Annotated in this window: 21 protein-coding genes; 4 read left to right on the forward strand and 17 right to left on the reverse strand. The window is 60.4% G+C overall.

Features of this window, described 5'->3' with window-relative positions:
- The 9 genes from CJ010_RS13835 to CJ010_RS13875 form a co-directional block, all read right to left on the reverse strand.
- Complete coding sequence (locus tag CJ010_RS13835) at window positions 1–927, reverse strand: CobD/CbiB family protein (RefSeq protein WP_141018574.1); 927 nt, start codon at window positions 925–927, stop codon at window positions 1–3.
- A gap of 91 nt (window positions 928–1,018) precedes the next feature.
- A complete protein-coding gene (locus CJ010_RS13840; RefSeq protein ID WP_240794610.1) occupies window positions 1,019–1,555 on the reverse strand; it encodes a CoA pyrophosphatase in 537 nt (178 codons plus the stop codon).
- Between the two features lie 249 nt (window positions 1,556–1,804).
- Window positions 1,805–5,257, reverse strand: coding sequence for a pilus assembly protein (locus tag CJ010_RS13845; RefSeq protein WP_141018576.1), 3,453 nt, complete (start codon window positions 5,255–5,257; stop codon window positions 1,805–1,807).
- Between the two features lie 16 nt (window positions 5,258–5,273).
- Window positions 5,274–6,005: a hypothetical protein gene (locus CJ010_RS13850; RefSeq protein ID WP_141018577.1), complete on the reverse strand. Its 732-nt coding sequence runs from the start codon at window positions 6,003–6,005 to the stop codon at window positions 5,274–5,276.
- A 16-nt stretch (window positions 6,006–6,021) separates the two neighbouring features.
- Window positions 6,022–6,927: a PilW family protein gene (locus CJ010_RS13855; protein ID WP_141018578.1), complete on the reverse strand. Its 906-nt coding sequence runs from the start codon at window positions 6,925–6,927 to the stop codon at window positions 6,022–6,024.
- Window positions 6,924–7,409: a pilus assembly protein gene (locus tag CJ010_RS13860; RefSeq protein WP_168224954.1), complete on the reverse strand. Its 486-nt coding sequence runs from the start codon at window positions 7,407–7,409 to the stop codon at window positions 6,924–6,926. Before CJ010_RS13860 ends, CJ010_RS13855 begins: the two co-directional genes overlap by 4 nt.
- 47 nt (window positions 7,410–7,456) lie before the next feature.
- Window positions 7,457–7,936 carry a GspH/FimT family pseudopilin gene (locus CJ010_RS13865; RefSeq protein WP_141018580.1) on the reverse strand — a complete coding sequence of 160 codons (480 nt, stop codon included), beginning with the start codon at window positions 7,934–7,936 and terminating at the stop codon, window positions 7,457–7,459.
- A 13-nt stretch (window positions 7,937–7,949) separates the two neighbouring features.
- Window positions 7,950–8,372: a type IV pilin protein gene (locus CJ010_RS25620; RefSeq protein ID WP_141018581.1), complete on the reverse strand. Its 423-nt coding sequence runs from the start codon at window positions 8,370–8,372 to the stop codon at window positions 7,950–7,952.
- A gap of 115 nt (window positions 8,373–8,487) precedes the next feature.
- Window positions 8,488–9,138 carry a TIGR02281 family clan AA aspartic protease gene (locus CJ010_RS13875; protein WP_141018582.1) on the reverse strand — a complete coding sequence of 217 codons (651 nt, stop codon included), beginning with the start codon at window positions 9,136–9,138 and terminating at the stop codon, window positions 8,488–8,490.
- A gap of 236 nt (window positions 9,139–9,374) precedes the next feature.
- Between CJ010_RS13875 and CJ010_RS13880 the strand changes: the two genes are divergently transcribed.
- Window positions 9,375–10,400: a diiron oxygenase gene (locus tag CJ010_RS13880; protein ID WP_141018583.1), complete on the forward strand. Its 1,026-nt coding sequence runs from the start codon at window positions 9,375–9,377 to the stop codon at window positions 10,398–10,400.
- Between the two features lies 1 nt (window position 10,401).
- Window positions 10,402–11,451 carry a 2Fe-2S iron-sulfur cluster-binding protein gene (locus CJ010_RS13885; RefSeq protein ID WP_141018584.1) on the forward strand — a complete coding sequence of 350 codons (1,050 nt, stop codon included), beginning with the start codon at window positions 10,402–10,404 and terminating at the stop codon, window positions 11,449–11,451.
- 2 nt (window positions 11,452–11,453) lie between these two features.
- Here CJ010_RS13885 and CJ010_RS13890 read toward each other — a convergent pair whose 3' ends face one another.
- From CJ010_RS13890 to CJ010_RS13920, 7 genes are all read right to left on the reverse strand, one after another.
- Window positions 11,454–11,648: a YjfB family protein gene (locus CJ010_RS13890; protein ID WP_141018585.1), complete on the reverse strand. Its 195-nt coding sequence runs from the start codon at window positions 11,646–11,648 to the stop codon at window positions 11,454–11,456.
- 22 nt (window positions 11,649–11,670) lie between these two features.
- A complete protein-coding gene (locus CJ010_RS13895; protein WP_141018586.1) occupies window positions 11,671–12,156 on the reverse strand; it encodes a YajQ family cyclic di-GMP-binding protein in 486 nt (161 codons plus the stop codon).
- A gap of 20 nt (window positions 12,157–12,176) precedes the next feature.
- Window positions 12,177–12,500 carry a pyrimidine/purine nucleoside phosphorylase gene (locus CJ010_RS13900; protein WP_141018587.1) on the reverse strand — a complete coding sequence of 108 codons (324 nt, stop codon included), beginning with the start codon at window positions 12,498–12,500 and terminating at the stop codon, window positions 12,177–12,179.
- Window positions 12,501–12,514: 14 nt separating this feature from the next.
- Entirely contained in the window at window positions 12,515–12,742 is a 228-nt protein-coding gene (locus tag CJ010_RS13905) for a DUF2788 domain-containing protein (RefSeq protein ID WP_141018588.1), read from the reverse strand.
- 12 nt (window positions 12,743–12,754) lie between these two features.
- Window positions 12,755–13,984, reverse strand: coding sequence for an argininosuccinate synthase (locus CJ010_RS13910; RefSeq protein ID WP_141018589.1), 1,230 nt, complete (start codon window positions 13,982–13,984; stop codon window positions 12,755–12,757).
- Window positions 13,985–14,147: 163 nt separating this feature from the next.
- Window positions 14,148–15,074, reverse strand: a complete 927-nt coding sequence (argF, locus tag CJ010_RS13915) for an ornithine carbamoyltransferase (RefSeq protein ID WP_141018590.1) — start codon at window positions 15,072–15,074, stop codon at window positions 14,148–14,150.
- Window positions 15,075–15,091: 17 nt separating this feature from the next.
- On the reverse strand, window positions 15,092–16,264 hold the full coding sequence (locus tag CJ010_RS13920; protein ID WP_141018591.1) for an aspartate aminotransferase family protein: 1,173 nt from the start codon (window positions 16,262–16,264) through the stop codon (window positions 15,092–15,094).
- A gap of 244 nt (window positions 16,265–16,508) precedes the next feature.
- On the opposite strand from CJ010_RS13920, the gene CJ010_RS13925 reads away from it, so the two are divergent.
- Window positions 16,509–16,793, forward strand: a complete 285-nt coding sequence (locus CJ010_RS13925; RefSeq protein ID WP_141018592.1) for a DUF3579 domain-containing protein — start codon at window positions 16,509–16,511, stop codon at window positions 16,791–16,793.
- 161 nt (window positions 16,794–16,954) lie between these two features.
- Here the strand turns inward: CJ010_RS13925 and rpsT are convergent, their stop codons facing one another.
- Complete coding sequence (gene rpsT / locus CJ010_RS13930) at window positions 16,955–17,221, reverse strand: 30S ribosomal protein S20 (RefSeq protein ID WP_141018593.1); 267 nt, start codon at window positions 17,219–17,221, stop codon at window positions 16,955–16,957.
- 162 nt (window positions 17,222–17,383) lie between these two features.
- Between rpsT and murJ the strand changes: the two genes are divergently transcribed.
- Window positions 17,384–18,922: a murein biosynthesis integral membrane protein MurJ gene (gene murJ, locus CJ010_RS13935; protein ID WP_141018594.1), complete on the forward strand. Its 1,539-nt coding sequence runs from the start codon at window positions 17,384–17,386 to the stop codon at window positions 18,920–18,922.
- Window positions 18,923–18,944 lie beyond the last annotated feature (22 nt).

The raw sequence follows: 18,944 nt of genomic DNA on the forward strand, positions 1-18,944 counted from the left end.
TCATCGACCGACCCAGCCGGCAACACCGAGCAGGGTCAGCATCAGCAGACACACGACCAGGGCTCGCCACACCAGCCCCACCGTGCTCTGCATGTAGTCGGCATCGGCTTCATCGCCAACGCCCATTTCGGGGCGTTCGACGATCTCGCCTGACTCGTGTACCGGCATGCCCAGCTTTACGCCCAGCGCGCCGGCTCCACTTGCGATGAGTATAGCCGAGCCTTTGTCCGGCCAGAGCATGGCCTGGGTGCGCCAGCAGTACACGGCATCCTCGAAATCTCCAACAACCGAGAACGACGCAGCAGTCAGCCGCACCGGCAGCCAGTCGATCAACTCGAACGCCCGTCTGGCGAAGGCCCCGAACTGACCGAACTCGACATCCTGCCGGCTACCCCACTCTTCGGCAAAGAAGCGCGCCAGGCGATACATTACCGCGCCGCTCGGCCCCGGCAGCAGCACAAACCAGAACGCCACCCCGAAAACGTTACGATGCGCCGCGATCAGCGCTTGCTCGATCGCCAGCCTGGCGACCTCGCTCGAACTCGCATCCTGATACTGCCCGCCACGCCATTCCGCCAGCAGGGCCCGCGCCCGTTCCACTTCGCCCATGCGCAGGGCCAGATGAATATCGGTAAAGAAATGGCTCTCCTGGCGAAAGCCCAGCGTCAGGTAGAGAACCCCAACATTGAAGGCCACCGCGAGCAGCGGCTGGAGATGCCACAGAAGAAAATAGACGACCGCGCATCCAACCGTCGCCAACAATACGATCAACCACCATGCCACCTTGCCATGTCGATCCTGGCCATCGTTGAAACGTTCGATGAGCGCAGCCGACAACTTGCGCAAGGGATACAGGACAAGCTGCTGCACCGGAAGCGGACGCACCTGCTCGATCAGCAGAGCAAATATCAGCGAGAAAAGGGTCATTCGGAAGGGATGGCCTGGATGGCAAAACGACAACGGATTGATGGCCAAGATACCACAAAGGCGAGACCGGCTGGCTACGCCGGACGGCGCGTCAATCCTCGCTCAGCACCTGGTAAAGCGACATCAACATCCCGGCGGTCGCACCCCAGATGTAATAGTCGCCATAGGGCATTGCGTAGAAATGCCGCAGCCTGCCCTCGAATTCCCTGCTGTGGCGTTGATGGTTGGCCGGGTCGAGAAAGTGAGCGAGCGGGACTTCGAAGACCTCGGCGACTTCGAAGGAATCGAGTGTGAGCTGAAAGGGAGCCTGTACGTGCCCGACGACCGGAGTCACCCGGAAGCCCGTGCCGGTAATGTAGTCGGGTAAGACACCAAGCAACTCGACGTGCGTGCGATCGAGGCCAATCTCCTCCTCGGTTTCGCGCAAGGCAGTATCGGCCGCCGAACGATCGGCACGCTCCATTCTGCCGCCGGGAAAGCTGATTTGCCCCGGATGATGATGGAGATGATCGGTGCGACGCGTGAGCAGAACAAACGTCGAATCTCCCCTACTGACAATCGGCACTAGTACCGCTGCAGGAGTGTGGTCGTCGGATTCCAGCGCTTCAGGCCAATCTGCTGCGGCCAGCGCGTGCCCCCCCGGTATCAGGGCCAGACGCTCACGCAGGAGGGACAGCGGAGAGAGAGAGGGCAACAATGGAAGCTCGATTCAGACTTTGCACTATTTGACCGCCCGCAAGGCTGCGCCGTCAATCCGAGGCCTTGAGGCACGATCGTAGATTGGCCACAGAGGCGCAGTCGACCAGCAGACAGAAACGGCCCCATACCGGGGCCGCCTCTCTGCCTCTACTGCAGAACGGCACCTACACGAAACCTACTATTCGTCGATCTTCGAACTCCAGTATTTCCGCTTCACTTTCGGCGCAACCTTGGGTCGGGCATCGGCAACGTCGCCGATGCCCCCCGAACCGGCACCGATGATGACCGTCTCTTTCTTACCGCCAACGTTGACGGTGGCGAGTACCGGAGACGGTGGAATACCACCGCCCGCCATCACGACGAAGTCATCGCCGCCACACCCGTTCGCCGTATTGCGCGCGCCCGAACCGGTCAGGAGGTTAAGCGTATAGCTACGTGCAGTGCCAAGATCCGGGACGCACATGTTGTTCTCCGACTGGGTGGGCCCCGCCTGACTGGTACTGAAAGTGACCGTGCCAAGATGGATGACCGCCGAGGTGACCGTTTGCTCCCCCCGCGCTGCGTAGTCGTAAAACCAACCGAGCTTCGTACTGCCAAACCCAACCCCCTCGGTGTCGCAGGTCGCGTCACGAGCAGCCTGCATGTAGGTCGTATCATCGAGGTTGAATGCGGCCACATCAGATCGATAGTGGTCGTAGAAGACGTAAAAGCGATCCTGCACGTCTACCGCGTAAGGGTAATTCACCATCAGCGGACGCTCCCGGTTCCCTGTACCAAGGGCTAGGTAGTTGCCATCACCGACGTTGAGAACAGTCGGACCATACAGGAACTTACGTACGCTCCCGTTCGCAACCTGGATGTACGCGATCTTACGGATCGTCCAGTCGGCAGGAGCTCGCGGCAGGCCGGTCGACGGGGTAACGAAATCGATCCGATAGACATTGCCGCCGGTGTCGGCCACATAGGCGAAGTCGGCTCGTCGATCGGAGTTGATATCAGTCACCGAGATGTCCGCTGGAACCGGGGCATCGGTATCGAAGGAGCGGATCACCGTGCCGGTGGTCGCATCGAGAACAAACACCTTGCGCCCTTTCGCACTGCTGGTGCATGCCGCAGAAACCGCAGTGATCGCGCCGTTGCCGTCGACCGTGGTCGACTCGTCGTCATCGCAACTATCGTAACCACCGCCGATCACCAGCACCGGACTGTTCCCAGCCGTTTCAGTGGCACCGCCGCCCAGCGGCCGGCCATACCCCTTGATGAGGGCAACCGTCGGGAGCGACCAAGTCTGGCCTATACCCGACATGTCGGTGCTACAACCGGTATCGTTGGCCATATTGGGGCAACCGGCGGCCCATAGCAGTGCAGGAGAAGCCGGATTGGTTACATTGAAACCGTAAACCATCCGACCACCGCGACGCATGGTCGGGAAGATCCAGGCGCGACTGATCTCGTTATCGGCGTCATAATAGAGCAGCGACGACGTCGACCCGTCGAAGAAGTAGTCCTTCGGCAGATTCCCGGCCGCGACCTCGTCCGATTGATTCGGATAGCGGATGTTGGGCAAATTCGCGTACAAGCGGGAGAACTTGCTGTAATGCTCCGGCGCCACGAAGGACCATAACTCCGCACCGGTATCGGCATCTACTGCACGGAACGTGCCGTCATTACCTCCGTAATACACCACGACGCCCGTATCTCCGCCGTAATTGACGGGAAGCGGTCGGGAATGCACAACATCGCCATGGATACCGACGCGGGCTTCACTCTCGGCGGTCTTGTTGCCCTCGGCATTGTCGACGTCCCGCCCGCGAATGAAATTGACGACGTCCGCGTTGTCCAGGCCCGAGGCCAGACCGAGATCGACGGTGTCAGTGAAGTCCACCAGCGTATTGCCGCTACGCGTCTTGATGGTACGGTTTTCGAGTCCATTGTTGCCCTTGCGTAGCTGCTCCGAGACACCACCCTTCTCGACAAATGGACCATCTGGACTATCCGAATACGGATAAGCGACGTTCAAGCACTTGCTCGCGAGGTCATCATCGAGTGTGACGGAGTGAGCGGTAGCATCCCAGTAGTTGTACAGCGCCGCCCCATTTTGGTCGGTGAACGCCGTCGTACCGGGAGCGGAGGTCCACCAACTTCTGGCGCAGTCGGCAATAAAGCCGGTTTGGGGATTCGAAGCCTGAGTGCCTTCTACATCGGTGAGCGAAAGAAAGCCGTTCACGTAACCGATCTGATATCGCTTGAGGTTACCGAACCAACGCGGCTTCTGCAGGCGGCTCGGGCGGAACATCGGTACGTAGACCTGATTTTCGTTTTCGCTCCGGTTGGTCGCGGTAACCGGAAGCGCGGCCGAGGCGAAGGACGAGTTGACCGCCTGGATTTCGGCAAAGATTTCCTCCAGAGCAGATTCGATTGCCTCCTCGTTCCTCGCAGCGAAATAGCGTCCACCACCAACCTTCGCGGCACTCATCATGAGGCTGGTGTGCTCGCCGTTCTGATGCGCATTGAATACGTCAATCGTGTAGGTCACCACCTTGCCACGCGTCGCCGACTCCCCGGAACCGAAGGGAACACCGTAGTTATAGAGAAAGCGCGCCCAGTCATCGAAGTTCCAGGCCGAACCGATCACGTTGTTGAACGTGTTCGTGGGCGTCACAGTAAACACGGTGTTCTCACCCGTGATCTCGAACTTCCGGTTGCTACCTCCGCAACTGGTTGAGCTTGCCGCACAAATGCACGTGCCGTAAGCAGTGCATTGAGTAATCAAGCTAGCGTCAGTGGCATTGGCCCCGATGTCCGTACAAGTCGCGTTGTTCCGGTTGTAGCACTGCGAGGTCAAACCAAAACTTTGAGTCGTCGTAGTGGACGACGTACTAAAGTTCGGGAGCGGCAGTGGCGTACCCGATGAGTCGCCAGCCAACTTGGCTGCCGTACCACTGACACCCGCGATGAGGTTCTTTAGCGTCGTGGAGTTCGCAGAACTATCGGTAGCCGGCCCACTGCTATTGGGATTCGTTATGTAGATAACATAGGTGTTACCGCAGATCGTCTCCTCGGTCAAAGGCGATCGAAACCGGCTGTGCACAGCGGTATAGCCATCCGCGTCACGCAGATTAGGCGTACCTGCGCCGCCGTTGTATACATCTATGCCAGCAAGATAATTATAGACATCGTAGACGAGGTTACCGTAGGCGGTATTCGAGTTTCGTTTTTCGATCGGCGTCCCTATACCATCGAAGATCGTATCGAGCTTATCCGAAAAGAGGTCGTAATTTGTCTCGTCGAGCAACTTCACCGCATGACGGATATAGCCACCGTCATCATTGGCATTGCCCTCGGTGACGAACTCCATCAAGCCAACGTTCACCGAACCCGTCGCAATGCCAGCGAGCGCATTCTTGATCGCCCTCACCTCGGACTGTCCCTGGGCCAAGCCCCCGGGCCACTGCTGGCTCTGGCGCGACCAGTTCGACGTGTTATCGAGCACGATCAGAATGTTGGGTCTAGTTGTATCGCTATTATTGCCAACGAAGAGATCAATATCCTCGGTGTGTGCGGTAAGGGGCTGTAACGCAAGGCCCGCTGTGGCGACCGCACAAATCGCCTTTTTCCAATTGCGCTTCATTGCCGTGCCCTCGGAATCAACATTCTGGAATATCGTGGTTGCTGCAGTGGAGAGCGATCCCACGCATGACTGTGCCTCTGGCGCCGCTGATGGAATCTCTCGCTTCCGCCGTGAGTTCCATTACGACGTCGACGCAATAGGTCGATCCAGCCACTGCAGCATCCTCGGCAGCAGAGCCGAGCGCAGGATCGGTACCGACATGACTGCCACCGCTTTCGCCTGGCGTGATGCATTCGAGGGCCCTCTTCTGGGTTCTGTCCCGAATCGCACGCTTGTTGTCACGGTCCGCCTTCGCCTGGAGGCATTCGGCCGAATTTTCCGCTTCGGCTGCGCATTCCTGAACCACCGTTGCCTCCGCAGCCAACAGAGCCTGCTCGGCGAGCTTCAACGGATCGACGACGCTATTCTTGCTTACGCACTCAGCGCGCGTGAGCGTCCGCGAGAAGGTCACAGCGACGTTGTCGCGCGTTTCGGTCAGAGTGCCATCCTCGGCAAGCAGAGCGGTCATGTCGCACGGGTCGCTGCTCAATCCACTGTTGATGTCGAACAGCTTTTCGTTGAGAAGCTCCTCGGCTATCGTCGTCGCGCGCTGCCTGTCCTGCGCGTTCGCGACAATTTTCAGATTGCCGGATCCGATCTTGAAGCTGGTCACGACCATCAGGGTAATCATGATGAGCATGATCAACGCAATCAGCAGGGTGGAGCCGCGCTCTCCCCCGAAACCTACCGCGCGTAGTTGCGATGTCATCGGATCCACCATTTACTCAGAGCGGGTTGTAGATATTGATGGCCGCAGAGTAGAACTGGCGGCGAATGTTGTCGTTGGTTTCATAATCCACCCCGGCAACCTGAAAGGCCGGATAGGTCTTGGTTTCCACCTGAAGCTTGGGCGAGCCGCTAGCAGCGCGCGCCAGCAGGTTCAGTTGCGCGCTCTGTCCAACGATTGAGAACGACATCATCTCTATGCCATCGACCAGGGTCTCGGGGGCGTCGGGGAACGACGCACTGCCGTCCGCCCAGACGATGTCCGCACGGCGCAGGTTATTCGAGACATCCACGTAGTAGATGTGTGCCACCGGGATGCGCACGGGCGCATAGGTCACGCCGTCATGCAACTTGGCGTTCATCGCCCCCCGGCCGAATTGAGCCACACCATTCGAATCGATCTGCACGCAAGTCGCTGCCGGCGCGAGCGCACCTTCGGCATCGTCACCGCAGTGTTGCGCCACAGCCGTACCCACCGCGTTAGTGCTGAAACGCCGAACGATGACGATGTCCGTACCTGCCTTATGGTCCGGCGTGCAGGCAAGCGCCGCGGACGTAGTAGCAAGCCCGGGCACGAGCATGCGTGAATTGATTGCAGACAGATCGCAATAGTTCAGCTCCTCGAGTGCATCATCGTTCCCGTCGTCATTACCATCTCCACGCGTCGCACCCGCATAGAACGCCGCATTGCTGATGTCCTCTAACATGATCTGCATCGCGAAACGGCCATTTTCTATCTGGCGTCCTACCCGCTCGATCTCTGCGCGCGTTTGCATGTTTCCGATAAAGACGTTCGATAACGCTGCTAGCAGAATCAGGCCAAGCACCATTGCGATCATGACCTCAACAAGGGTGATGCCCTTGCAGCGACGCCAAAGACCATGTGAAGACTCGCTTACCATCATTCCTCCTCTTCCGGCAGAATCACGACGACGCCGGAGACCACGCGGCGCATTGCCTCGTCCCCGTAGTCGTCAGCACCGCAAGTAATGCCTGCTTCCGGCGCGGCAGTGGGAGTCAAGCCTTGCCAAGCTACGGTCACGCGCAAGGTCTTGGGGGCGATCCCGATCGACTCAACGCACCCCTGACCACCAATGAGCGAGCCCACCTCCTCCCCTCCGGAAACGCCCTGGATGGCATTCAGCCAGGCACACATGTTCGCAGCCGCGGTAGTCCCCGGAGTCGTGCAGTCGCCTGGCAAGGCGTCGTAAGCACCCGCCCGCGCACTGGCTTCGTCAGCGCGGATGCGATTCATAATGTCGTCGAGAAGGATGAGCGCATGGCTGCGCTGATAGGCTTCGAGTTCGACGCCAACCATCTTGGTCTGCAAGCCGGCGAGTCCAAGCAATCCGATCGCAATCACCACGATGGAAATGAGGATCTCCATGATGGAGAAACCTCCCTGGCATCCCCCCATGTCGCTATGCGCTGCTCTCATGTGCAGGCTCCTGCTTCGGTAACCGGCCGCCCCGTGAGTTCAACCCGAACACAACGTACAAGGGAGTTGTCGGAGTCAGAGGTCACAGTCAAAGCCGCAGCGGCTTTAACCCGCCCTGATGGCGTGAAGGTCACGCCTGCGTCACCACCACTAACCGTAACGCCGGCAGAGACCCCTCCTTGGTCATAGACGGGCGACGCACCGCTCTCCGGATGCACCGACCAACCAGCCTCCCATCCGGCGTCGTTGGGTTCTACTGTCACGTTGAGATTGTGAGTGATCGCAAGACTGCGCGCCTGGAGCATGGCCGTGTGGAAATCAGTGGCGGCGGCCCGCACCCTCTGATCCGCAATCATTCTTGTGAATGAAGGCGTGGCAATCGCCATGGCGATACCCAGCAGGGCGATGACAACCATGAGTTCGACCAGACTGAAACCGCCAGAACGCATTCTTGGCGTGAGTCCCAAGATCTTCATGACAAGGCCCTCGTCACCATTTTCCAGTCTTGGCCCCGGTTTCGTCGACCGTCAGGTTTCCGTCGTTAGCCTGAGTACTGCCCGCGATCGGGACTGCCTGCGCAACGAAATCGGGAGGAGAGTCGCCGGCCGCGACGCCCGTGATCGAAACCGTGTAGTAGCGACTCACGTCGGCCGGCACCGTCATTCCCAAGGTAGTCAGGTCGGCTGCGTATTCACGCGCATCGAGCAGGTATTGCTGCTGACGTTGGGCGACTTCCATTAGGAAGCTTTTCGCCGCGGTACGATTGGTTTTGACCACGTACTCTTGATAATTTGGATAAGCGATGGCGGCCAAAATGCCGATCACGGCAACAACGATCATCAGCTCGATAAGCGAGAAGCCCGCAGGGCGAGCGCCAACGGAACGCGATCGAATGGCGGAACGAATGGTCATGACGGATTCCTGATTTCCCACGCTGAATGATTGCTTTCCCACGTCGCCGAACGCTACTCCAGCGAGATGAACGGCATACGGAAAGGGACCAGTGGCAGCAGTGCCGGCTGCGTGTTCAGTAAGTCTTGCGGAGCAAGAGCGTATTGCCTTCACGCCGCATCTCGGTTCGATTGAGAAAACTCATCCCCAGCAACACCACCGGCAGCGGCGACTCATGGACCACGCCATCGACTCCATGAAGGACGATACCGCCCACCTGGACGGTATCGAGCCTGACGATCCAGCTGCGAACCTGGCCATTGGCCGTCGTGCTGATAGCCGGACTGCCCGCCCGATAGTCGATACCCGCACGCTTGGCTGCGTCCGCCCCCATGGAGACGAAGGTGGCGCCTGTATCCACCAGGAGTTGCTCACGACTCCCATTGATGAGACCGGCCGAGGAGAAGTGCCCTCGGCTGTCGGCAGTCAGACGCACTTCTCCTCTGCCGGCATCGCTGCCGCCTATCGAGATCGGCTGATCGCCCAGGCCGACGCGTGCGCGTCGACCTTCGATCTCTATCACGGCTTCGTCGCCGGAGACCGACAACAACCTGACGCCCTCCTTTGTCACCGCCCCCGGCGCGATCGTTTGTGGCCGCCCCCCATTTACGATGAGGATGGCTCGATTACCGATGACGCCGCCGAGCTGGACGTCGGCACCATGGGCGACGGGACTGAGACACAGCAGGGTCGCGACAGCCAGGCAAGCGCGCTGGAGAAAGGGCATGGTGAGCTCCGGTTGTATGCGTTGCGGATTGTGCCAGATGCCCGGCGAACGCAGGTCTGTCGCTTGAGCGGATGAGCGCATGTACGACGCGGCTTCGCCACACACAATTCTGACCGACCGGTCGATCAATATGGCGATTTGTTGACCTGGATCAAACCTGTCGGCCGCTCAAGACTGCATCGTTCAGCCCGCGCTTCGACGCAGACAAATTCAGACCAGAGCAAGAGGAGACCAGCATGGCCCATAACGAAAAACTCGCGCAGTCGATGGAGTTCCCCCCGGCAACCGAACAGCCGAACGTCTATCCGCTGTCGTGGAACGCTCAGACCGCCAAGATGGAAGAAGTCTGGGATGCCGCTCAGCGCGAGAACTGGGATCCCAAGAAGCTGCCGTGGGACACGCTCGACGTCGACTCCTACACCTGGGAGGAGCGCGAATCGATCGCCTACTGGTGGACCTTGCTGTCGGTCTTCGACGCCTCGGCGCCCCCCGTGTTTGCCGAAGCCTTCATCAAGACCTACGAGGTCCACGAGGAAGACCCGGTACGTCGCTGCTTCTTCTCGGTGACCCGCGACGAGCAGAACCACGAGCAGATGTGCGGGCTCGCGATCACCAAGTTCCTCGGCCATCCGGACCCTATCACCTACGAACCCAAGACCGACCTCGGTGGCCGCCTGCAGAAGAACGCAAAGTGGCTCTACTACAACGGTGGCCGTTACTGGACCGGTTACAAGAAGGCCGTGCCGAAGTACTCGCTCGCGGTGCTGTTCAGCTCCTTCCTCATGGGCGAAATCGCGGCTGCGACCATCTTCAAGCAGATGCACGACAACTCGCGCGAACTCGTGTTCAAGGAGGCCTTCCGCAACATCGGTCGGGACGAAGGCCGTCACATGGCGATCTGCATGGCCTTGATGGAACGCGACTATCCGCGCTTGCCGGCCGAAGACAAGGCGGTGGTGACCAAGCAGATCCGTGCCGGCTACCTCTTCCTGTCCGCGGTGCTGTTCGAACCGCCGATGGAATTCTGGGATCTGCCGAACGACTTCATCGACAACCAGCGCGAAGCCGAGGAAGTCGCACGTGGCGCCGGTTTCGGCGTACCCAGCTACGACGCGAAGCTGGACAACTGGCGCAACGCCATGCTCAACCTCAAGGGCGTGCTCGACCGCTACGACATCCCCTTCCCCGCCATCCCCGAAGTCGGCATCACCGGCCAGGAAGTGTCCGATATCGAAATGAACGACATCATCCCGGTGTTCTGAAATGCAAAGAATCAGACTCCATCCGTCCGGACGGGAGGTCGAGTGCGCCGCGGGCGATACCGTGCTCGGCGCACTCGAGAAAGCGGGTTACGCCCTGCCCAACAACTGTCGGGCAGGCGCCTGTGGCGAGTGCAAGGTCAAGGTGCTGTCGGGCCAGTTCGACCAGGGCATGGTGCTCGACATGGCGCTCTCGCAGGACGAGCGCAAGCAGGGTTACGGCCTGATGTGCATGGCCAAGCCGCTCTCGGCGGAACTGGTGATCGAATGGGGTACGGAGGACGCGAAGCCCAAGCTCTTCCCGCCCCGTGAAGATCAGCGTTTCGTCCTGGTGGACCGCCTGCAACGGACGCCACGCATCGTCGAGCTACGGCTGCGCCCTGTCGGCCAGGCCATGCGTTACTGGCCCGGCCAGTACGTCACGCTGGGCGACGACAAGGCAGGAGCGCCGCCGCGCTGTTACTCGATCGCCAATGCGCCGCGGCCGGACGGCGAGATCGTGCTGCAGGTGACGCGCGTGGACGAAGGCCTGACCAGCCGCTGGGTGCATGACAACATGCGGCTGGGCGACGTCGTCAAGCTGTCGGGCCCGTACGGCACCTTCATCGGGGATCCAGCGGTGGAATCGCCGGTGCTCTGCATGGCGGCTGGATCGGGCCTCGCTCCCATCCTGTCGCTGACCGAGGCAGCACTCAGGCGGGGCTATCGCAAGCCGGTAACGCTGATGTTCTCGGCACGACGTGCGGAAGACTTGTACGACTCGGGGCTGATGCGCTACTGGGAAACCAAGCATCGCAACTTCACCTACAAGCCCACGCTCACACGCGAAACCGTGGACGGCTGCCTGTCGGGGCGCATACCGGAGATTCTGCCTTCCGTGTTCAAGGATCTGTCTCAACACAGCGTCTTCGTCGCCGGAACCCCTGAGTTCGTCAGCGCCTGCGTCGACGCGGCCCAGGCACTGGGCGCCCGCCGCAACATGATCCACACGGAAGGCTATTTCGGCCAGGCACAGCCGGAAACCGCACCGGCCAGCCATCTGATCCCCGCCTGAACTCAGGCGTAGGTATCGATCACCCCGCCCATCGTGCCAACCGGGGCACTGACGGGCGGAGGCAAGGCCTCAAGCAGCTGAAGGGCGCTCTGCTCCTGGATGTCCAGCGCCTTCTTCAGCACTGCAACCGAGGTTTGTTGTTGCACCTGCGCCATCGCATTTGCGCTGGCAGCAGCGGCTATCGAACTCACGTCCATAGAGCGCCCCTCCGACGCTGCGTCATTCGCGGAAATTGCCGAACTGCAGCGGGAAATCGACGATTTCCTTCTTCACCAGCGCAATCGCGTCCTGCAACACATCGCGCTTGGCACCGGACACGCGGACCGCGTCGCCCTGAATGGCAGCCTGAACTTTCAGCTTGCTGTCTTTCAGGAGCTTGACGATCTTCTTGGCGAGATCCTGCTCGACGCCGACGCGCACCTTTACTTCCTGCTTGACCTTGTTGCCGCTGACCTTCTGCACGTCGCCGTAATCCAGACAGCGGACATCCACCTTTTTCTTGGTCATCTCGGGCAGCAGGATCGCCTTCATCTGATCGAGCTGGAAATCGCTATCTCCATACAGGGTCAGCAGCTTCTCGTTCAGTTCGACGTTTGCGCTGGTACCCTTGAAATCGTGGCGACCAGCGATCTTGCTGTTGGCGACATCGATCGAATTACGCAGCGCCGGCTGATCGACTTCGGACGTGATATCGAATGAAGGCATGGTTCGCGTCCGTGCAAGGTTCAGCCGAAATGGCAGATGTAATGATAGGGGTCGCCCGTCACCTCGATGTCGAAGCTGGAGTTGCCCGGCACCTGGTAGGACTCGCCCGCACCATAGGTCTTCCACTCCGCCTCGCCCTTCAGGCGCACTCGGCAGCTACCCGCCACGCCTTCCATCACTTCGGGCGCGCCGGTGTTGAAGGTGAGGGTCGCCGGCAGGATCACGCCAACCGACTTGCCTGTACCGTCGGCAAAACGCACGCTGTGGCTGACGCACTTGCCATCGAAATAGACATTGGCCTTGGTGGTGACGGCAACGCCGTCGAGCTTTTCGGTAATGCTCATGAAAACCTGATTCCTTATTCGATACCCATGAACTTCTGGATAAAACCCTTGGCGACGAAGCCGATGAAGCCGAGGCCGAGCGCGAGGAACATCCACATCGTTCCGTATTTGCCCGCCTTCGACTCCTTCGCCAGGTTGCCGATGATGAACAGCATGTACAGGATCAAGGCTGTGAAACACACCTTGAGCGAGATGTCTTCGAACTCGGCGATCGTCAGCCCGAAGATCAGCGGGTCGTCCATGACCGCAGCTCCTTAACCCCGCTTTGCCTTCGCGTTTGCAGCAATGCGCATGCGCAGTGCATTGAGGCGGATGAAACCATGTGCATCCTTCTGGTTGTAGGCGCCCTGGTCGTCCTCGAAGGTCGCGATCGTCGGATCGAACAACGAATCGCTCTTGGAATCGCGGCCCGTGACGATGACGTTGCCTTTGTACAGCTTGATCCGCACCCAACCATTGACGGTTTGCTGCGTGTGGTCGATCAGCGCCTGCAGGGCCTGACGCTCGGGGCTCCACCAGTAGCCGTTGTAGATCATGCTGGCGTAACGCGGCATCAGGTCGTCCTTGAGGTGGGCGACTTCGCGATCCAGCGTGATCGATTCGATCGCGCGGTGCGCCTTCAGCAGGATGGTGCCCCCCGGCGTCTCGTAGCAGCCGCGGCTCTTCATGCCCACGTAACGGTTCTCGACCAGATCGAGGCGTCCGATGCCGTGCTTGCCACCCAGTTCGTTGAGCCTGGCAAGCACTTCATGCGCCTTCAGACGGGTACCGTTGATGGCGACAACGTCGCCGTTCTCGAATTCGAGATCGATGTACTCGGCAGCATCCGGGGCAGCTTCCGGCGACACCGTCCAGCGCCACATCGACTCCTCGGCTTCGGCAGCCGGGTTCTCGAGGTGACGACCTTCGAAGGAGATATGCAGAAGGTTGGCGTCCATCGAATAGGGAGAACCGCCCCGCTTGTGCTTCATCTCGATGGGGATACCGTGCTTTTCGGCGTAGGCGAGCAGCTTTTCGCGCGACAGCAGATCCCACTCGCGCCACGGTGCGATCACCTTCACGCCCGGCATCAGTGCGTAGTAGCCGAGTTCGAAACGGACCTGGTCATTGCCCTTGCCGGTCGCGCCGTGCGACACCGCGTCGGCACCGGTGGCACGGGCGATCTCGATCTGGCGTTTGGCGATCAGAGGGCGCGCGATGGACGTACCGAGCAGATACTCGCCTTCGTAGACCGTGTTGCAGCGGAACATCGGGAAGACGAAATCGCGGACGAACTCCTCGCGCAGGTCGTCAATGAAAATGTTTTCCGGCTTGATCCCGAACTTGAGCGCTTTCTGGCGAGCGGGCTCGAGTTCTTCGCCCTGGCCGAGGTCGGCGGTGAAGGTCACCACTTCGCACTGGTAGGTGTCCTGCAGCCACTTGAGGATCACCGAGGTATCCAGCCCGCCCGAATAGGCGAGCACCACTTTCTTCACGTCGCTCATCGTCCTGTCCAATCTGTTGCCGTATCGCTTCATGGGCGCACGGCGGTTAGCAGCAATCTCGCGTTTTCAGACTCATCGTTTCCGACGCGACCGGAAACGAGACACTCACTTCACTTCGATGCGGCAACCCGTTCGGCTGTGCCTCCCGGATTGCGGTATCGGCCTACTTGTCTTCGACCTGCCCGAGGACCAGGTATTCCATCAACGCCTTTTGCGCGTGGAGACGATTCTCGGCTTCATCCCAGACTACCGATTGCGGCCCGTCTATCACCTCGGCGGTCACCTCCTCGCCACGGTGCGCCGGCAGGCAATGCATGAAGACGGCTTGCGGTGCAGCCACCGACATCATCTCCGCATCCACGCACCAATCAGCAAAAGCCTTCATCCGTTCCTCATTTTCGGCTTCGAAGCCCATGGAGGTCCAGACGTCGGTTGTTACCAGATCGGCACCGCGGCAGGCTTCCAACGGATCCGCGAACTGCGCGAAGTGCCCGGTTCCATGCAGGCCCGCACGTTCCGGCTCGACTTCGTAGCCTGGCGGCGTCGACACATGGACGTTGAAATCCAGCACCTCCGCGGCCTGCAGCCAGGTATTGCACATGTTGTTGGAGTCGCCCACCCAGGCCACCGTCTTGCCGCGAATGCTGCCCCGGTGCTCGATGTAGGTGTAGATGTCGGCAAGGATCTGGCAAGGATGGTATTCGTTGGTCAGGCCATTGATCACCGGCACCCGCGAGTGGGCCGCAAAGCGTTCGATGATGGCCTGTTCGAAGGTGCGGATCATGACCAGATCACTCATGCGCGAAATGACCTGGGCCGCATCCTCCACCGGCTCGCCGCGCCCGAGTTGCGAATCGCGGGTATTGAGATAGATCGCGGAACCGCCAAGCTGTTGCATGCCCGCTTCGAACGAAAGCCGGGTGCGGGTGCTGGCCTTTTCGAAGATCATCACCAGCGTGCGGTCGAACAGCGGATGATACGGTTCGTACTGCTTGAACTTCTCCTTGATCCAGCGAGTACGCGCAAAAATGTGGTCGTACTCTTCGGCGGCGAAGTCCTTGAACTGCAGGTAGTGTCTTGGGGCTATCATCGGCAGACACCTTCCCTTTACTGCGACAAGAAGTCGCGGATCAGCGGAGCAAGCGCGGCCACCAGGCCTTGCGCGTCCGCGGTGGTGAATACGAGGGCGGGCAACAGACGGACCACGCGTTCGGCGGTAACGTTGATGAGCAAACCGGCGTCCAGGCCGCGCTTTACGAGTTCGCCGCACGGACGGTCGAGTTCGATCCCTATCATCAGACCGCGGCCACGGATGTCGACCACGCCAGCCTGCCCCGCCAGAGCTTCATGCAGACCGGAACGGATCGCCTCGCCAACGGTGACCGCACGCTCCAACAGGCCATCCGCAACGATGGTGTCGAGCGTGGCCAGCCCGGCTGCGCAGGCAAGCGGATTGCCGCCGAAGGTCGAACCGTGATTGCCCGGACCGAACAGCCCTGCGGCTGCGCCCGATGTCAGGCACGCACCGATCGGCACGCCCGAACCCAGGCCCTTGGCGAGCGTCATCACGTCCGGTCTCACGTTCGCATGCTGCCAGCCGAACCACCTCCCGGTACGTCCCAGGCCACACTGGACTTCGTCGCAGATCAGGAGCCAGCCACGCTCATCGCACAATGCGCGCAGTTCGCGCTGGAAGGCTTCATCCGCGATATTGATGCCGCCTTCGCCCTGGATCATTTCCAGCATCACGGCGACGACATCATGATTGTGCTCACCCACCCGCCGGATGGCGTCGATGTCCTTGTACGGCACACGAATGAAACCGGACACCAAGGGGTCGAACCCTGCCTGGGCCTTGCGGTTTCCTGTTGCCGACAGGGTCGCCAGCGTACGCCCGTGAAAGGCGTTCTCCATGACGATGATCGTGGGTTGCTCTACCCCTTTGCGGTGCCCGTGGAGTCGCGCCAGCTTGATCGCCGCCTCGTTCGCTTCGCAACCGGAGTTGCAGAAGAAAACCTCGTCCATTCCGGAAACCTCGCACAGGCGATCGGCGAGCTTTTCCTGCAGCGGAATGCGATAGAGGTTGGACGTATGCAGCACGCGGGACGCCTGCCCGGCGATGGCTTCGACAAGCGCCGGATGATTGTGGCCGAGCGTAGACACCGCGATCCCGGACAGCGCATCCAGATAGCGCGTGCCGGCCTCGTCGTATAGCCAGACGCCGTCGCCGTGCGTGAAGGCCACCGGCAATCTGGCGTAGGTGTTCATGACGTGGGACATGGGAAACCCCGATCAGGTGAACCAGAAATGCACACGGCGGCACAAGCCGCCGTGAGAGGTCAAGGCGGCGATGTTAAGCCAAAAGAGGGAGGGCTGTATAGCTTCGCGGCCGCTTTCGGGCTCCCAGGCATGCGGATCTAAGCTGCGCCAACGATGAGGTTTCTGTTAGAATGCCGCCCGTTTTGCGCGGCGTCCGAAGTGATTGCGGGCGACCTGAGCCCCTGTAGCCGTCATGGCGTGACACATGAACCAGAAGATCGAAAGCTTTGTCATCATCGGGGTCACTAGGGATGGGAAGAAGTTTCGCCCCAGCGACTGGGCGGATCGTCTTTGCGGCGTCATGTCGGCCTTCGGCGCCGACCATCGCATGATGTACTCACCCTATGTACGTCCGGGCTGCACTCTGAAAGGCGACAAGACCGTCGTTGTGAACGCCCGCCTCTATGACATAGAACCGCTCGCCTACAAGTTTCTGATCAACTTCGCGAACGACAACGACCTCCAGATGGAGCCCATCGAAGACGATTGAGCGGAACGGGCAGAGGCACAACCCGGCGGACCGGCACCCCATAGCCAGCCTGAACCGGAAGATTGCCCGACAACCGGATGGACGATAAAAAAACGGCGACCGGATGGTCGCCGTTTTTTTTGGCGCCTCCAGGAGGCGCAATCCGAACGGGCTATGTACGATCAGGCAGCCATGGCCTTGACGGCCGACGACAGACGGCTCTTGTGGCGAGCAGCCTTGTTCTTGTGGATGATCTTCTTGTCGGCGATGCTGTCGATGGTGCTCATCGAGGTGCGGAAGACGGCTTGTGCAGCGGTCTTGTCGCCACCCACGATAGCCTTACGCACGGCCTTGATCGCAGTACGCAGACGCGAACGCAGGCTGGCGTTATGAGCGCGAGCCTTGGTCGCCTGACGTGCGCGCTTGCGAGCTTGTGCCGAGTTGGCCATATGTCTAATTCCCGTAATGGTGGTTCTGTAAAGCTCGCGATTCTATCGACTAATTCCGGCCTCTGCAAGAAGCTTATGCAGACGCCGTGCCCGAGTCGCACTGACGCATCCCCCGCGGCCGGCTATCATGCGCGCTTTCCGTATTGCTGCCGCCGACCACGCATGAACCTGCTGCGCGCCCTCGCCACCGTGAGCGGCATGACCCTGCTCTCCCGCATCCTCGGCTTCGTACGTGACTTCGTGATCGCGCGCGCATTCGGCGCGGGCATTGCCACCGATGCCTTCTTTGTCGCCTTCCGCCTGCCCAACCTGCTGCGCCGCATGTTCGCCGAAGGTGCTTTCTCGCAGGCCTTCGTGCCGATTCTCGCCGAATACAAGAATACGCAGGGCGCCGATGCAACACGGGTGCTGGTGGACCGGGTTGCCACGCTGCTCGGGCTGATCGTCGCCTTTGTCGCGATTCTGGGCGTGATCGGCGCTCCACTGATCATTCAGGTGTCGGCTCCCGGCTTCTCCGAAAGCCCGGAGAAGTTCGCACTCACCGTGGAACTTACCCGGATCACCTTTCCCTACATCCTGTTCATGGCCTTGGTGGCTCTTGCCGGCGGCGTGCTCAACACCTGGAGCCGCTTCGCCATTCCGGCATTCACGCCGGTGCTGCTCAACCTTTCCTTCATTGGCATGGCACTGTTCGCCGCCCCCTATTTCGACCCTCCTGTCCTCGCGCTCGCCTGGGCAGTGTTCCTCGGCGGAATACTGCAACTTGTATTGCAGGCCCGCCCGTTGGCACGCATCGGAATGCTGCCCCGCTTCGACCTGGACCCGGGCGACCCGGGCGTCCGCCGCATTCTCAAGCTGATGGCGCCGGCCATACTCGGCGTATCGGTCAGCCAGCTCTCCCTGCTCATCAATACCATTTTCGCATCCTTCCTCGAAAGCGGCAGCGTGTCCTGGCTCTACTACGCCGATCGCCTGATGGAATTCCCGTCCGGCCTGCTCGGGGTGGCCCTTGGCACCATTCTGCTACCCAGTCTCGCCAAACTGCATGCAGACAAACGCAGCGAGGCCTTCTCCTCGCTACTCGACTGGGGGCTGCGGCTGACGCTGATGCTCACCCTGCCCGCCGCGCTCGCGCTGGCAATACTTTCGGTACCCTTGGTGGCGACACTCTTTCACTACGGCGCATTCGAAATCAGCGATGTGCTGCACACCCGCGATGCCCTGGTTGCGTACAGCGTCGGCCTGACCGGCCTGATCTTGGTAAAGGTACTGGCCCCCGGCTTCTATGCTCGCCAGGATATCCGCACCCCGGTGAAGATTGCCCTGATCACGCTGACTGCAACGCAGGCGATGAACCTCGCCTTCATCGTGCCGTTCCGCCACGCCGGGCTTGCGCTCGCCATCGGCCTCGCATCCTGTCTCAACGCCGGCCTGCTCTATCTCGGCCTGCGCCGGCGCGGCATCTACCGACCGCAACCTGGTTGGACCAAATTCTGGTTGAAGCTGCTCGCGGCACTCATCGTCATGGGCAGCGTACTCTGGCTCACCGCCGGCCCCGATCAAACCTGGCTCAGCCGCAGCGGCAGCGAACGCATCATGAAACTGAGCATGGTGATCTCGGCAGGCATCGCCAGCTACTTCGCAACGCTGTTTGCGCTCGGCTTCCGTCCGCGCGACTTCCGCCGTCGGGCTGCCGAATAGGCGTAGCATTTCAGCCGAAGGT

Origin of the sequence: Azoarcus sp. DD4 (genome assembly GCF_006496635.1) — a bacterium.
In the GTDB taxonomy this organism is placed as follows: domain Bacteria; phylum Pseudomonadota; class Gammaproteobacteria; order Burkholderiales; family Rhodocyclaceae; genus Azoarcus.

Coding starts and splice junctions, on each gene's coding strand:
- CJ010_RS13900 (WP_141018587.1), bottom strand. CDS start 12,500: ATGAGCATTACCGAAAAGCTCGACGGCGTTGCCGTCACCACCAAGGCC.
- CJ010_RS13880 (WP_141018583.1), top strand. CDS start 9,375: ATGGCCCATAACGAAAAACTCGCGCAGTCGATGGAGTTCCCCCCGGCA.
- CJ010_RS13910 (WP_141018589.1), bottom strand. CDS start 13,984: ATGAGCGACGTGAAGAAAGTGGTGCTCGCCTATTCGGGCGGGCTGGAT.
- CJ010_RS13855 (WP_141018578.1), bottom strand. CDS start 6,927: ATGATGGTAAGCGAGTCTTCACATGGTCTTTGGCGTCGCTGCAAGGGC.
- CJ010_RS25620 (WP_141018581.1), bottom strand. CDS start 8,372: ATGACCATTCGTTCCGCCATTCGATCGCGTTCCGTTGGCGCTCGCCCT.
- CJ010_RS13860 (WP_168224954.1), bottom strand. CDS start 7,409: ATGGAGATCCTCATTTCCATCGTGGTGATTGCGATCGGATTGCTTGGA.
- CJ010_RS13885 (WP_141018584.1), top strand. CDS start 10,402: ATGCAAAGAATCAGACTCCATCCGTCCGGACGGGAGGTCGAGTGCGCC.
- CJ010_RS13850 (WP_141018577.1), bottom strand. CDS start 6,005: ATGACATCGCAACTACGCGCGGTAGGTTTCGGGGGAGAGCGCGGCTCC.
- rpsT (WP_141018593.1), bottom strand. CDS start 17,221: ATGGCCAACTCGGCACAAGCTCGCAAGCGCGCACGTCAGGCGACCAAG.
- CJ010_RS13845 (WP_141018576.1), bottom strand. CDS start 5,257: ATGAAGCGCAATTGGAAAAAGGCGATTTGTGCGGTCGCCACAGCGGGC.
- argF (WP_141018590.1), bottom strand. CDS start 15,074: ATGATAGCCCCAAGACACTACCTGCAGTTCAAGGACTTCGCCGCCGAA.
- CJ010_RS13875 (WP_141018582.1), bottom strand. CDS start 9,138: ATGCCCTTTCTCCAGCGCGCTTGCCTGGCTGTCGCGACCCTGCTGTGT.
- CJ010_RS13835 (WP_141018574.1), bottom strand. CDS start 927: ATGACCCTTTTCTCGCTGATATTTGCTCTGCTGATCGAGCAGGTGCGT.
- CJ010_RS13920 (WP_141018591.1), bottom strand. CDS start 16,264: ATGTCCCACGTCATGAACACCTACGCCAGATTGCCGGTGGCCTTCACG.
- CJ010_RS13895 (WP_141018586.1), bottom strand. CDS start 12,156: ATGCCTTCATTCGATATCACGTCCGAAGTCGATCAGCCGGCGCTGCGT.
- murJ (WP_141018594.1), top strand. CDS start 17,384: ATGAACCTGCTGCGCGCCCTCGCCACCGTGAGCGGCATGACCCTGCTC.
- CJ010_RS13865 (WP_141018580.1), bottom strand. CDS start 7,936: ATGAAGATCTTGGGACTCACGCCAAGAATGCGTTCTGGCGGTTTCAGT.
- CJ010_RS13890 (WP_141018585.1), bottom strand. CDS start 11,648: ATGGACGTGAGTTCGATAGCCGCTGCTGCCAGCGCAAATGCGATGGCG.
- CJ010_RS13905 (WP_141018588.1), bottom strand. CDS start 12,742: ATGGACGACCCGCTGATCTTCGGGCTGACGATCGCCGAGTTCGAAGAC.
- CJ010_RS13925 (WP_141018592.1), top strand. CDS start 16,509: ATGAACCAGAAGATCGAAAGCTTTGTCATCATCGGGGTCACTAGGGAT.